Below are 13,070 nucleotides of genomic sequence, written 5' to 3'. Positions count from 1 at the left end.
TCGAGGTAGGTGACCGCGAGAGCGCCCTTCGGCATCCCGAAAGGCTCTCATGTCGGTTTCATCATCAATTGCCCCGCTTTCCTTCTCCGCCGTTGTCACCAGGCTTCGGTCCTCCGGCTGTGTATTCGCCGAGGACGAGGCGCAGCTGCTCATATCCACGGCGCGGACACCTCACGATCTGCACGCCATGGTGGACCGGCGGGCCGTCGGCTTTCCGCTGGAACACGTCCTCGGCTGGGCGGAGTTCCACGGCCTGCGAATAGCCGTGGATCCCGGGGTCTTCGTACCCCGCCGCCGCACCGAATTCCTCGTCGGCCAGGCCGTTGCCCTCGCCCGCCCCCGGTCCACGGTCGTCGACCTGTGCTGCGGCTCGGGCGCGCTGGGTGCCGCGCTGGCCGCGGCCGTGGACCGGGTCGAGTTGTACGCCGCCGACATCGATCCCGCGGCGGTGCGGTGTGCCCGCCGCAATGTGGCTGCCGCCGGTGGCCGGGTGTATGAGGGCGATCTGTATGAGCCATTGCCCGGCGCGCTCCGCGGCAGCGTCGATGTTCTGCTGGCCAATGTGCCCTATGTCCCCACCGAGGAGATCGGGTTGCTGCCCCCGGAGGCGCGGATCCACGAGGCGCGGGTGGCGCTCGACGGTGGCGCGGACGGGCTCGGCGTCCTGCGGCGGGTGACCGCCGCGGCACCCCAATGGCTGGCGCCGGGCGGCCACTTGCTGTTCGAGACCAGTGAGCGCCAGCTGTCGCGCGCGGTCGAGATCGTCGCCGGCAGTGGCCTGACGCCCGGCGTGGCCGACTGCGACGAGCTGGACGCCACGGTGGTCATCGGCACCAGGGGGTGCGATCCGGTGGATTAGGGGGTGTCCGCCCCGATGGCCAGCAGGATCCGGCCGAAGGGCCGGTCCTCGATGAGGTGGTGCTGGGCCCGGGCCGCCTCGGCCAAGGGGTACTCGGCGGCGACGACGGGCTCGAACCGGCCCTCGGCCAGCCAGTCGAGCAGGGTCAGCCGGGCTGCGCGCACCACCTCCGGCGAGAACATATTGAACATATAGCCGTAGGCGCGCGCGTGCTTCCACATCAGGTGCCGCACATCGACCGTGCCCTGGGTGCCGCCCGCGTATCCGATGGCGACATAGCTGCCGCCGTGGGCGAGGCTCGAGATGGCATCGCCGAGCAGGGGCCCGGCGACCCCGTCCAGGACGACATCCACGCCCCGGCCTTCGGTCAGCCGTGCCACGCCGTCGTGGAGGGACTCCTTCGACAGGTCGATCACATTCTCAAAGCCCAGGGCGCGGGCTCGTTCCGCCTTCTCGGTCCGGCCGGCCGTGGAGATCACCGTCGACGCGCCCAGCTGGGCGGCGACTTGGGCGGCGCCCATGCCGATCGCACCGCCCACGGCCGGGGCGAGCACACTCTGCCCCGGCCGGAATCCGGCCAGTTCGGTCAGGGCGAGATACGCCGTGCTGTGCCCGGCGCCGGCGAACATCGCGGCCACCCGCCGGTCGCTTGCCCGGTCGGGCAGCGGCATCAGGTCCTGGGCGTACTCGGCGACATACTCCCGCCAGGTGCCGTCCGAACTCAGGCCGCGCCCCGGCGCGGTGACCAACACCCGGGTTCCGCTGGGCAGTCCGGAGGTACCCGGATCGACCACCGAGCCCACGGCGGCCCCACCGGGAATGATCGGCAGCGGCTTCTGCAGCGAGGGGTCCATGAGGCCCATGCGAATGGTGTTGTCCAAGGGGCTCACCGTGCCATAGGTGATCCGGACCAGAGCCTGGCCGTCCTCGAGTTCGGGCAGCGGCAGCTCGACCAGCTGGAGTTTCTCGTAGCCGCCGTGCTCGCGGTACTGGATCCCGTGCATCACATCTCGACCTTCAACTAGAGCGAACAATATTTGTTACATCAAGGGCCGTGAAAAGCGCGCCCGCCGTGGCAGCCGGCCGTCACCGAGGCCGCGTGGTCAGCGTCTCGCGCAGGACATCGCCGATCGATGTCTCGCCGAGTGCACGCCGGGCGGCGTCCTCCACCCCTCCATAGACCTGTTCCAGGGCGGGCCGGATGCCCGCGCCGACCGGGCAGCGCTGGTTGGGCTCGCCGCGGTGCAGGGCGAACAGGGGCTCGCCCTCCACCGCCCGGTAGACCTCGAGCAGGGTGACCGCATCGGGCTCGCGGATCAGCCGCCAGCCGGCCCCGGCCCCGTGCCGGACCTCGACCAGCCCGGCCCTGCGCAGCTCGCCCAGGCAGCGCCGGATCACCACCGGGTTGGTGTTGACGCTGTCGGCGATCTGCTCCGAGGTCACCACCTCCCGGCCCTGGCCCTGCACCAGGGCCATCCAGGTCAGTACGTGCACGGCAATGGTGAGCCTGCTGTTCGCGGCCATCAGTTCCTGCCCTTCCTGGGTGTAACAGTCTTTGTTGCATCCAGGTGGATGTCAAGGCGTGGTCCCGGCGGTCGTCACCCTACTTGACGACCGGCTAGCTAGGGCTTCATGATGGAGATCAACTGGCCGTTCCGCATGGCGGAGTCGAGGTCGCACTTTTCCTTAACAGCCCTTACACCAACAGTCCGTACATCCATGGGAGGCGTGCTCGGCATGACAAAACTCGCTGGGAAGACCGCACTTGTCACCGGCGGCAGCAGGGGTATTGGCCGGGCGATAGCCAAGCGCCTCGGGCAGGACGGCGCCCGGGTCGCCGTCCATTACGGCAGCAATGAGGCGGCGGCGAAGGAGACCGTCTCCGCGATCGAGGCAGCCGGTGGACAGGCCTTCGCGATACGGGCCGAGCTGGGTGTGCCGGGAGACGCCGAATCGCTGTGGGCCGCATTCGACGCGCAGGCCGACGGGCTGGACATCCTGGTCAACAATGCGGGGATCCTCGGGGATCAGACCGAAATCCAGGACGTGACCCGGGAGAACTTCGAGCGGGTCTTCGCGGTCAACACCCGGGCCCCGTTCTTCATCACCGCGCTCGGTCTGGAACGGCTGCGGGACGGTGGCCGGATCGTCAATGTCTCCACCATCCTGACGCAGGGTGCCGCCGCGCCCCACGTGATCAACTACGCCATGTCCAAGGGGGCGGTCGACGTCCTCACCAAGACGCTGGCCAAGCAGCTGGGCCCGCGCGGCATCACGGTCAACACCGTGGCGCCAGGGGTCATCGAGACCGATATGCACGAGGGCCGGCTGGTCGGCGAGGCCCGGAAGTGGGTGGACGCGCAGACCGCGATGGGCCGCATCGGCGAGACCGGGGAGATCGCCGATGTGGTGGCCTTCCTGGCCGGCGAGGACAGCCGTTGGGTGACCGGACAGTGGCTCGACGCCTCGGGCGGAACCCTGCTGTAGACGGACGGGAGAGCCGTCGGCGCTCCAGGGCGTGCGGTGCAACGTCCAGTACAGCCGTTGCACAACTTCTCGATCGGCGTACGACAGATTTAGGTCAACCGCATAGCGATGCCGAAGCCGGGACTGATTGGCTGTGAACCCCCTGCACATACAGCGTCAACTGGGGAACCCTCACGGACTTCAGACAGGTAGGTAGGCTCGATATGGTTTCGCGACGCGGCTTTCTGGGTTCCGCAGCCGCAGTGGCAGGTGCTGCCACTGCGGGCCTGTCCGGCATGGCATCCGTGGCTCACGCCGAGACACTGCCGGAAAATGTGCCGGCTGCTCCCGAGGTGATCGTCCGCCCCGGTGACGCACGATACGCCGCGCTGGCCGAGCGCGGCTACAACAAGCGTTTTTCCTCCACCGCCGACGAGATATGGCTGGTGCACAACGCCGAGCAGGTGGAGAAGGCGTTGAATCAGGCCGTCCGCAACAATCAGCGGATCACCGTGCGCAGCGGCGGGCACTGCTTCGAGGGCCTGGTCGACGACCCGCAGATTCGTCTGCTGGTCGACACCTCGGAAATGCGACGCGTCCATTTCGACTCCAGGATGGATGCGTTCGCCGTCGAGCCCGGGGCGCGGCTGGGCGAGGTCTACCGCGCGCTGTACGAGGGCTGGGGAGTCACGTTGCCCGCCGGCGTCTGCCCGGAGGTCGGCGTCGCGGGGCATGTCGCCGGCGGCGGCTATGGGCCGCTGTCACGTCGCTTCGGTCTCTCGGTCGACCACCTGTATGCGGTGGAAGTGGTCGTGGCGGGCCGCGAGGGCAAGGCGCGGACCATAGTGGCCACCCGCAGGGAGAACGACCCGCACCATGACCTGTGGTGGGCCCACACCGGCGGTGGCGGCGGCCAGTTCGGCATCGTGACCAAGTACTGGTTCCGGACGCCCGGGACCAAGGGAAGCCCCTCGGAGCTGCTGCCGAAGCCCCCGGCGCGCTGGCGGAAGTCCGTGGTGAGCTGGTCCTGGAAGGGAATGACCGAGGCCAACTTCACCCGGCTGGTGATGAACCACAGCGCCTTCCACGCGGCCAACAGCGGGCCCGATTCGCCCTATGCCGTGATGCACAGCTCGCTGCTCCTCTTTGGGTTCTACGACGGGGACATCCAGCTGGAGATCAGGATGGACGGGGGCCTGCCCGATACCCAGCGCCTGCATGACGACTACATTCGTGCGGTCTCGGCCGGGGTCACCGTCCAGCCGAAGACCGACACCAAGGACTCGGCCTGGATCGATGCCGTCCTGGAGCCCTCGATCCCGCCCGGCAAGTACAACCGCCACAAGTCCATGGGCGGTTATATGCGCAAGCCGTTCAACGCGGACCAGATCGGCGCGTTGTACCGGAGCCTGACCGACCCGGAGCACACGGGCGGGGCCCTGGTCTATCTGGCCGCCTATGGCTGCAAGATCAATACGGTCTCGCCGACGGCGACCGCGGTGGCGCAGCGGGATTCCATCATCAAGCTCTGGTACTCGACCAACTGGGCGGACAAGGCACAGGACGAGGCGGAGGTGAACTGGATCCGCAAGCTGCACGGCTCCGTTCACGCCGGCACCGGCGGATTCCCGGTGCCCAACGACCAGCAGGACGGCTGCTACATCAACTACCCCGACATCGACATCAGGGATCCCAGGTTCAACGTCTCCGGAGTGCCCTGGTACACGCTCCTCTACAAGGAGAACTACCCCAGGCTGCAGCGGGTCAAGACCACTTACGACCCGCGCAATGTCTTCCGGCACACCCTGTCCATCGACCCGTCCTGACGGGCACGGCGTCAGGCGCGTCCGCGTCCATGGTCGTGAGGCATGCCGTGTACGCGATTGTGTGTACACTTCGTTTATGGATGACGCCGTGACCGTCCGTGAAGCCCGTGCGCATTTTGCGGACCACATCAACCATGCCGAGCAGGGCACCCCAACTGTGATCACTCGCAACGGGGTGCCTGTTGCCGCACTGGTGCCGATCGCGGACTTCGATGCCCTGGAAGAAGCCGCCGATGAGCTGCTTGCTCGGGAGGCCGAAGCTGTCCTCGCGGAGAGTGGTCCGACCGTGACCATGGCCCAGCTGCTGGCCGATTTGTTCAGCGAGAAGGGCGCTCGGGGCGGGGAAGCTGCGTGAAGTACGCCTTTCGCTTCACCGCCGCCGCACAGCGGCAGCTGCGCGCCATCGACCGGCCGGGTGCCATGCGGATTCTGACCGCGCTGACCGCACTCGGCGACGACCCTTATCGTGATGACGCCGATGTCAAGAAGCTCACCGGCCCCTCCGAGTTGTACCGGTTGAGGGTCGGGAGTTATCGCGTCGCTTATCAGGTCAACGATGGAGAGCTGCTCATTCTCGTGGTCAAGGTCGGTGATCGCCGTGACGTCTACCGCAACCTCTGAGGGCGAAAGAGCCGCACTCAGATGTCCCGGATCTCCTGCACAACCGTGCTGACTAGGCATAACGCCCTCTTTGAGTGATCATCTTGCACGAATCCTGCACATGCTGAGGGTTTGAGCTGTCTAGCATGTGCAGCACGGCCGGTGTGGGTGGTCGAAATGAGGCGATCTGTCCCCATGGTGTCGAGGCCGCTCGGAGATCACGGAACGTGACCGTGGGATGCCGACGAAATCCGTGCTCACGCGGCCACTGTGTAGGCGCTGCGGACGGCCTGACGGACCTTCGAGCCTGCACCGACGACGCGGTGAACGTACTTCCGCAGGGTGAACGCGGGGTCGGCGTGGCCGAGCCGGTCGGCGAGAGTGTAGATGTCCACGCCGCCGGCGATCATCATCGAGGCGTACAGGTGCCGGAGGGCGTGCATGCCCTTGTCCCGGGACTTCTCCCACTGGCGCTTGCCCTTCGTCTCCTCCTCGACATCCAGAGGCTTGATCAGCCCGACGGCCGCCAATGCGGGCTTCCACCGGTAGCTGTTGAACCAGTTCGACTGGATCGCGGTCTTCTCACGGGTGTAGAAGATCAGCCGGAACGTCCTCGGTTCGCCGTCCTTCGCGCCCCACGGCCGCGTGACCTCAACGGGTGGGTACTTGGCCATGTGCTCGCGCAAGGCCCGCGCGACGTCTTCGGGAAGTTCCACCCATCGATCCTTTGGGTTCTCCTCGTCGGCGCCCTTGGGGAGGTCGTAGACCAGGAACGAGCCGTCGTGAACGACCTGACGCTGAATGTGGACCATCGGCCCGTCGGGGTGGTCCCAGTCGATGTCATCGGGGGAGAGTCCGAAGATCTCGCCCTGTCGTAGTCCGAGCCCCCGACCGCAGTCGACCAGGGCTCGGTACCGGTCGGGAAGTTCGGCGCGGATCTTCTCTGTGTCCTCCCACGTCAGCGTCAACTGTGCTCGGCCGCCGTCGTTGCGCTTGGGCCGGACTCGCTGAACGGACTGGAGCAGGCACGGGTTTTTGTGAATCATGCCGTCGTCCACGGCCAGGTCGAAGACGCGCTGGAGGGAGTTGAAGACCATCCTCAGCGTGGAGTCTTCCAGGTGCTGACGTCGGTCCTGAAGCCAGCTGATCAGGGCCGATGCAGTCACGTCCTTCACCCGCAGTCTTCCGAGCGCGGTGGGCACGATGTGGAGCCGTACGCGTTCCTCGTATCGGCGCTCGGTGCGCGAATTCTCGAAGTGCTGGCCGGCGAACCACGCGTTGGCCAACTCTCCGAGGCGCACCTCACCGGCTCGGGGGTTGAGGTAGGTCCCGTCACCCACCCCCGCCCGCATCTTGTTCTCGTGCTTCTTGGCGTCGGTCTCCCTCGCGAACAGCTCCGTCTGCTGCACGCCCTCCGGGTCGCGCCAACGTGCCTGCCACCGCTTCCCGACCCCGTGATCCTTCGACGGCACCTTGCCGTGTTGCTTACACACCTCCTCTTCGGGCTTCGGACGCGACTTGTGCCAGCGGTCGTACGGCAAGTGGACTCCTCAACTTCGGGCGGGCTTGATGCTATTAGCGAGAGATAGGGTGATTCGCCCGCCATATGAGCGAATGAAAAATAGATCCCTTGTAGGGAAAAATGCCGCTCTCTACCGTCGGCTGAGGCCAGGAGCCATCAGCACATGAGGGGAGAAGCCGTGGCGGTGAAGAAGCCGGGCGGCGGCGGGACTCCGCGCGCCAAGGCGACGGCGGAGGAGGTAGCAGCGTACCTGCGGGTGGACGTCGCGACGCTCTACAAGTGGCGTTATGCCGGGACCGGCCCGCAGGGTGTCCGCGTCGGCAAGTACCTCCGCTACGACTGGGAGGACGTCGAAGCGTGGTGGGACGAGCAGAAGACTCAGTAGGTCGTGTAAGGGGACGGCGTTCCTTCGAGAGCCGAAGTTGCTCTATTCGGGTGGTTTACAGCCCCTTACCGTTGCGGCGACTGGGATGTGCCAGTGCTCGCCGAGTTGGAAGCGCCAGGTATAACGCCCAAAAAATCGCCCATGGTTGATTGGTCGTGGTTCATTCGCACCGACTGAAACCGGAGCTCCACGATGCCCACATTTGACCCGGCCCGCCTTACCGCTGCCCGTATCCGCGCCGGGATGAGCCAGCCTCAACTCGCCCAGATCATCAGGAAGTCGCCGACCACGGTCAACGTGTACGAGAACGGCAAGGCCACACCGCCGCCCTATGTCGTCGGGCAGATCGCGCAGTTTCTCGGCGTCCATGCCGCTGATCTCTACGAGCCCGACCCGGACGACCCGGTACTCCGTGCGCTCGCGGAATTCGACGAGCGCGGGCGCGTCACTGCCTGATCCCTCAGAAATGCCGAAGCCCCGGCCGGCACCGGGGCGAAGGCAGAAAGGTTTCCTATGTCTTCACTCATTATGCGCCAGGATATCCGCACCATCGAAATTTCCGACTCGGAAGTGCTTGACTGGTATCGCAATTATGCATCTTCGTACGCACGTGCAGAGGTCCGGAAATATGCCTGCACAACGAAGTGCGACCCCGGCCGCTTCCTGTACCGCGATGTCCTGCGTCAACGCGAGTTCGCTGAAGTGCTCCTGCGTGTGCGCGGCCGGGGGCCCGTTTACCACCTGGGGCGGATGGTCCGCGAGGGCGTCTGTGTAGATATCGAAAAGAATACCGGTGCCGTGGTCCGCGACAGTTGGATCGGCGCCCGCTCGTACGTGAAATCCCTGGCCAAATTCCCGCTGGACGAGTGGGTTCCTACGCATCGCTACCATGACGGATTCCACCGCCCGACTGACTGACCTACACATATGCCGAAGCCCCGGCGGGCGACGACCGGGGCGAAGGCGAAAGGAAAGACAGAAATGGCAGATTCCAACTCCCTTCCCAGTGTGCCTCTTGATACTGCCTCGGCGGTAATCGACACGCTGACCCCCGCACAGCTCGTAGCGCGGCTGACGGCCCGTCCGGGGCCTCTCCTGGTCCTCGACGAGCGCATGGTGCCCCTACTTCGTCCTATCGCCCTGGAGGGGCGCCTGGTTGCCGTGCAGCGCCTCGCTTTCGCCCCCGGACGGCGGGTGCGTATCGGCCTGCGCCTGCGGGGGCTTGATGGCGCCGGGGAAGTGGAGGAGCTCGGGGTGTTCGGCGCACATCTGGCGCATCACGTGCGTCAGTTCAGATCACTGCCCGCTGGGGCCTGGAGCATCGGCAGCTTCCAGCGAATGCGGGGGCATGGGCACCAATGGAGCCCCCTGCCGCACAAGTTCCCGGGACGGATGTCCCCCGGCATGGCGAAGGCCCCCGGGTGACAAGTCCAGGAGCCTTCTAATACCGCACAGAACAACGAGGACAGGCGAGGAGAGCTCTGTCTTACACCGATTACCAACAACGTAAGGATTCTAATCCATGCATTTTCGCCAGAAAAGCAACAACTCTCATGACGCGGCGGCCGGCTGGAGCGGCGTTGCCCCGGCGCTCCGCAAAGCGGGATACGGCCAGCGCGGAGAAGTCAATGTCTACGACCAGCACAAGCCCCCTCTTGCCCTGCGCAACTTCGTCACCATCCTGAAATCCGAGGGCCTGGAGGTGCGCGAGGGCTGGAGCGGCGGCTACCGCGCCCAGTGCCCCGGCTCCTCCCACTACCGCTCGGATTCCGGGCTCAACCTGTCGGTGGGGTACGCCTCCTACGCCGACGGCGGCCGTGTCCTGGTGTGCTGCCACTCCCACGGCTGCCCCGAGGCGGAAATCCTCGAAGCCCTGGAGCTCGACGCGTCCGACCTGTACGACAGAGGGAAGCGGGGGCGGTCGTGAGCGAGGCGGAAGAAACATGTTCTCCGGACGCCCTGGACGTCCTGGACGGGTCTGAAGTAGTGACCATCTCTTTTGTCGTTTCACTCGACGGGTGGGGCGCCCCGGTCGCGGTGTACGAGGCCGTAGCGATCGAGGACGGGACTCCTCTGCGCAAATGCCGCTTCGAGCGTCACGCCCGCCTGGTCAAAGGCCAGCCCCGGCCGGTGAAGAACGAGAAGACGTTCCGCTGGTACCGGTGGGGCCAGCGGGAGCACGACACTGCCCTCGTGAAGAAGCACCGCACCAGGACGGAGAACGCGCTTCTCAACGGCAAGGAACCGCCGGGCCCGCTGCCGGACCTGGGCATGGAGTGGCTGGAGGGTCTGGCCGGTCTGACGCCCACGACGTATCACGGTGACGAGGCCCGCGCCGTCGCGGCAGCAGGTGGGGAGATCGGCATCGCCGAGGGCGAGAAGACCGCCGACGCCGTGACCGGGTACTCCGGCCGCGTCTGCATCTCCAGCCATCACGGAGGAAACAGCGGCATTCCCGATGATCTGATCGACTGTGTGCGCGGGGCCTCGGCCGTCCGCGTCTACACCGACAACGATGAGACCGGCCGGCGCTTCGGAGAAGAACTCCGTTTCGCTCTGCGCCCCCTTGTCAGCAAGGTCATCATCCTGCGTACGTCCTTGGATCAGGAGCACGCCGACGCCGCCGACCACTTCGAGGCCGGACTCACCGAGGCAGAGTTCGTTGAGGTCCCCGACATTGATGGCGCCGCGATCCTCGACCGTGTGGAAGCATTCGGCAAACGCTTCTGCGTTCTGCCTGATGACCGCTATTTCGTCGCCCTGACCCTCTGGACCGCAGCCACCTACATTCAGACCGTCATCAACTGGTTCCCGCGCCTCGCGGTCAGCGCGCCTGAGTCCGCATGCGGCAAGACCCGCGTATTCGACGTGTTCAGCGAACTGAGCTATGAGCCCGAGAAGATGTTCAACCCGAGTCCGGCCGCCCTCGATCGCGGCCTCGCCGCGCAGGCCGATGATCCCGGAAGCACGTTCATTGATGAGATCGACACTATCTATGGGCGACGGAAGATCAGTGACAAAGCGGAAGAAGTCCGGGCCGTAGTCGACTCTGGATTTTACCGCTACAGCGGTGGCCGAGCCGTCTGCATCAAGGACTCGGACGGCAACTGGGTCCGTGACAAGCTTCCCGTGTTCGGCATGCTCGCCGTCGCCGGTATCGGTACCCCGCCCGAGACGATCCTCAGCCGCTCCATCGTCGTCACCCTGCGCCGCGCAGCCCCCGGCGAGCACTTCGAGGACTGGGACATCGACGTCCACGGCGAAGAAGCCCACAACATCCGCGACGACCTTTTCATGTGGCTGGTGCCCCGCCGCGAATCCCTGCGCGGCGTACGAGCGGACAGTCCTCTCAAGAGCCGCCCTCGCGACATCTGGAAGGCCCTCCTTGTCATCGCCGACGAGGCTGGCGGAGACTGGCCCCGGCGTGCCCGGGAAGCGGCCGTGTGGCTCACTGAACGGCAACACGCACTCCAGCAGCAGGGGAGCGATAGCTACATCCTTCTCTCCGCCTGCCGGGAAGCGTTCGATCATGAGGCCGCCGGAAAGCCGTTCATCCCCACAGAACGCCTTCTCGACTATCTCAACTACATGCCCGAATCCCCATGGGCGCGCTGGGACCGTGGCGACGGTCTGAGTGCTGCTGTTCTTGCGCGGATGCTGCGTCCCTTCGATATCCAGCCTGCCCACAGCAGCGATAGGACACAACGCGGCTATTACCGAGCGGACTTCTCGGACGCATGGAAGCGCTATTGCGACGTCGACAGTGAGATGCAAAACGACACCCCTCTCCCCTCCGACCCGTCCAGGACGTCCAGGGCGTCCGGAGAAGAAGTTTCTCCGGTGCCCGGCTACGGCCGGCGGGGGAAGCTCGGAGTCCCAGCGGCGGCACCGGAGGCGGCACCGGAGGCGCCTGCTCCCGAGCGCGGTACCCGCGAGGACGCCCAGCGGCTCTACGACAGGGGGTTGTCCGTCGACGCGACCGCGAAGGCCATCAACCGGTCGCAGAGCTGGACGCACAAGCACCTTGACCGCACGAAGATGCGCCCGCGCGGGAGGCCCCGCAAGGAGGTCGAGAAGGCGGTATGAGGACGCGCCGTCGCCGCTCGGGGGTGTCGAGCCGCTGCTGTCGCTACCGCGTCGTCCGGCGGCTGTACGACCCCGAGGGCTACGTCTTCGTCTACCGCGTGCACGAGGCCCGCTATCCCCGCTGGGGCCCTGGAGGGAGGGGAGGCTGAGGGAGCCTCAGAGCGCTGTACAGAGGCGCTAGAAGAGCGCCAGGGGCTCGCCCCCGGGCTCCTCGGGGAGCGGGAGCTGTACGGCCCCAGCGGGGCACAGGAGGGCGGCGTCGAGCTCGACGCGCCGCAGGGAGGCCGAGCAGGAGACGAGCGTGCCCTGGAAGTCGCGGTGCATCTGCGGGTGGTCGTGGCGGCTCAGGCGGTAGAGGCCGACGCCGGCGGGGGTCGCGGCGACTTCCCGGCCGCAGCCGGGGCACGGGACGCGGGGGTACGTCATGGAGCCAGGATCGCGCACGCCGCTGACAGCGTCAGTCCGTCCGGATGTGCCCTGCTAGAGAAGCTGCTCAGTGCCGCACCCTGGGCAGAAAATCTTGGTGAGGGTGCAGTCGTTCCCGCATGGCGACCAGTCCCGGCAGCGGTGGCACTCCTGGCCGTTCCGCTCCTGCTGGGCGATGCTCCAGCATGTATTGCAGAACCATGCACCATCGCTGTTCTGCAAGGCTCGTTGCACGGTGTTCCATGCGAAGTGAAAGGCGCCTCGGACCCGGTATCCGCCCCACGTCGTTCGGGACTCTTGACCGTGCAGGATGTGCCGCTCGTAGTCACCGGTCACTCTGGCAGTTAGTTCGATCTCGCGTCGCCGGCCAGCCAGGGCCTCCTCCAGATCAGCGGCCTTGACCATCCACTGCCGACCGATCTTGACAGCGGGGATGCTCTTCCCGCCCGCGATGGAGACCTTCCCATCACGGTGCGCCTCTTTGCGGTACCGCTCGTACGTGATCAACCAGTTCGGGACCGCTCGCTGATAGCGCTCGACCGCTTCGGCGAGGGTGATGTACTCCCCGGCCACAGGACCTCCAGTGCGCTGGTGCTGCTCAAGTCCCGCACTGTAGCGGGCAGGAGGAGCCCGTACGGCTGGCTCGGTAGGGGATGGCGCACCGGCCGCCGTGTACTGACGCGGCTCTGAAAAGAGAAAGGGCGCCGGCCCGCTCTTCGCGAGGAAGAGAGTTGGTACGCCAGCGCCCCAAGGAAATTCAGTGCGACACTGAGGGTTTCCCTGCCGGGAGATTAGCACGTAGGCTCGTGCATGCCCTGGCACTGCCCCGGCCGGCGACACTGCCTCTATCCGCGCAAGGCTTTTGTGTGTGGACGATCAGGGGCACAGGCCGGAGAATTC

The 13,070-nt window shown here is 66.2% G+C and carries 17 protein-coding genes; 11 read left to right on the top strand and 6 right to left on the bottom strand.

Annotation, left to right across the window (positions count from 1 at the left end; all coding sequences use genetic code 11):
• Positions 1–49 precede the first annotated feature (49 nt).
• Complete coding sequence (locus ABCR83_RS22910) at positions 50–859, top strand: putative protein N(5)-glutamine methyltransferase (protein WP_462697013.1); 810 nt, start codon at positions 50–52, stop codon at positions 857–859.
• Here ABCR83_RS22910 and ABCR83_RS22905 read toward each other — a convergent pair.
• Positions 856–1,863 (bottom strand): quinone oxidoreductase family protein, encoded by a 1,008-nt coding sequence (locus ABCR83_RS22905; protein ID WP_462697012.1) that lies wholly within the window; start codon positions 1,861–1,863, stop codon positions 856–858. The two genes, ABCR83_RS22910 and ABCR83_RS22905, sit on opposite strands and share 4 nt — an antisense overlap.
• An 82-nt stretch (positions 1,864–1,945) precedes the next feature.
• Positions 1,946–2,383 carry an Rrf2 family transcriptional regulator gene (locus ABCR83_RS22900; RefSeq protein ID WP_462697011.1) on the bottom strand — a complete coding sequence of 146 codons (438 nt, stop codon included), beginning with the start codon at positions 2,381–2,383 and terminating at the stop codon, positions 1,946–1,948.
• Positions 2,384–2,596: 213 nt separating this feature from the next.
• On the opposite strand from ABCR83_RS22900, the gene ABCR83_RS22895 reads away from it, so the two are divergent.
• The 4 genes from ABCR83_RS22895 (at position 2,597) to ABCR83_RS22880 (ending at position 5,772) form a co-directional block, all read left to right on the top strand.
• The gene (locus ABCR83_RS22895; RefSeq protein ID WP_462697010.1) at positions 2,597–3,346 is read left to right on the top strand and encodes an SDR family oxidoreductase; all 750 of its coding nucleotides are present in this window, start codon (positions 2,597–2,599) and stop codon (positions 3,344–3,346) included.
• 275 nt (positions 3,347–3,621) lie between these two features.
• Entirely contained in the window at positions 3,622–5,151 is a 1,530-nt protein-coding gene (locus ABCR83_RS22890) for an FAD-binding oxidoreductase (RefSeq protein WP_462697009.1), read from the top strand.
• Between the two features lie 76 nt (positions 5,152–5,227).
• Positions 5,228–5,506: a type II toxin-antitoxin system Phd/YefM family antitoxin gene (locus tag ABCR83_RS22885; protein ID WP_462697008.1), complete on the top strand. Its 279-nt coding sequence runs from the start codon at positions 5,228–5,230 to the stop codon at positions 5,504–5,506.
• The gene (locus ABCR83_RS22880; RefSeq protein ID WP_462697007.1) at positions 5,503–5,772 is read left to right on the top strand and encodes a type II toxin-antitoxin system RelE family toxin; all 270 of its coding nucleotides are present in this window, start codon (positions 5,503–5,505) and stop codon (positions 5,770–5,772) included. The genes ABCR83_RS22885 and ABCR83_RS22880 overlap by 4 nt, the downstream gene beginning before the upstream one ends.
• Before the next feature lie 236 nt (positions 5,773–6,008).
• Here ABCR83_RS22880 and ABCR83_RS22875 read toward each other — a convergent pair whose 3' ends face one another.
• Entirely contained in the window at positions 6,009–7,292 is a 1,284-nt protein-coding gene (locus ABCR83_RS22875; protein WP_462697006.1) for a tyrosine-type recombinase/integrase, read from the bottom strand.
• 144 nt (positions 7,293–7,436) lie between these two features.
• Between ABCR83_RS22875 and ABCR83_RS22870 the strand changes: the two genes are divergently transcribed.
• The 3 genes from ABCR83_RS22870 (at position 7,437) to ABCR83_RS22860 (ending at position 8,576) form a co-directional block, all read left to right on the top strand.
• Entirely contained in the window at positions 7,437–7,658 is a 222-nt protein-coding gene (locus tag ABCR83_RS22870) for a helix-turn-helix transcriptional regulator (RefSeq protein WP_462697005.1), read from the top strand.
• A gap of 192 nt (positions 7,659–7,850) precedes the next feature.
• Positions 7,851–8,114, top strand: a complete 264-nt coding sequence (locus tag ABCR83_RS22865; protein ID WP_462697004.1) for a helix-turn-helix transcriptional regulator — start codon at positions 7,851–7,853, stop codon at positions 8,112–8,114.
• A gap of 57 nt (positions 8,115–8,171) precedes the next feature.
• Positions 8,172–8,576, top strand: a complete 405-nt coding sequence (locus ABCR83_RS22860) for a hypothetical protein (RefSeq protein ID WP_462697003.1) — start codon at positions 8,172–8,174, stop codon at positions 8,574–8,576.
• 204 nt (positions 8,577–8,780) lie between these two features.
• Here the strand turns inward: ABCR83_RS22860 and ABCR83_RS22855 are convergent, their stop codons facing one another.
• Entirely contained in the window at positions 8,781–8,939 is a 159-nt protein-coding gene (locus ABCR83_RS22855; protein WP_462697002.1) for a hypothetical protein, read from the bottom strand.
• Between the two features lie 241 nt (positions 8,940–9,180).
• Between ABCR83_RS22855 and ABCR83_RS22850 the strand changes: the two genes are divergently transcribed.
• The 3 genes from ABCR83_RS22850 to ABCR83_RS22840 are packed head-to-tail and all read left to right on the top strand — an operon-like array spanning position 9,181 to position 11,893.
• Complete coding sequence (locus ABCR83_RS22850; RefSeq protein WP_462697001.1) at positions 9,181–9,585, top strand: hypothetical protein; 405 nt, start codon at positions 9,181–9,183, stop codon at positions 9,583–9,585.
• Positions 9,582–11,744, top strand: coding sequence for a DUF3631 domain-containing protein (locus ABCR83_RS22845; protein ID WP_462697000.1), 2,163 nt, complete (start codon positions 9,582–9,584; stop codon positions 11,742–11,744). The genes ABCR83_RS22850 and ABCR83_RS22845 overlap by 4 nt, the downstream gene beginning before the upstream one ends.
• A complete protein-coding gene (locus ABCR83_RS22840) occupies positions 11,741–11,893 on the top strand; it encodes a hypothetical protein (RefSeq protein ID WP_462696999.1) in 153 nt (50 codons plus the stop codon). Before ABCR83_RS22845 ends, ABCR83_RS22840 begins: the two co-directional genes overlap by 4 nt.
• A 28-nt stretch (positions 11,894–11,921) precedes the next feature.
• Here ABCR83_RS22840 and ABCR83_RS22835 read toward each other — a convergent pair whose 3' ends face one another.
• Complete coding sequence (locus ABCR83_RS22835; RefSeq protein WP_462696998.1) at positions 11,922–12,170, bottom strand: hypothetical protein; 249 nt, start codon at positions 12,168–12,170, stop codon at positions 11,922–11,924.
• A 54-nt stretch (positions 12,171–12,224) separates the two neighbouring features.
• A complete protein-coding gene (locus tag ABCR83_RS22830) occupies positions 12,225–12,743 on the bottom strand; it encodes a hypothetical protein (RefSeq protein ID WP_462696997.1) in 519 nt (172 codons plus the stop codon).
• Positions 12,744–13,070 lie beyond the last annotated feature (327 nt).

The sequence above is a fragment of the Streptomyces xingningensis genome (assembly GCF_054957865.1).
The sequence above is the reverse complement of the archived record's forward strand: the minus strand, read 5'-3'. Positions and strand labels throughout refer to the sequence as shown.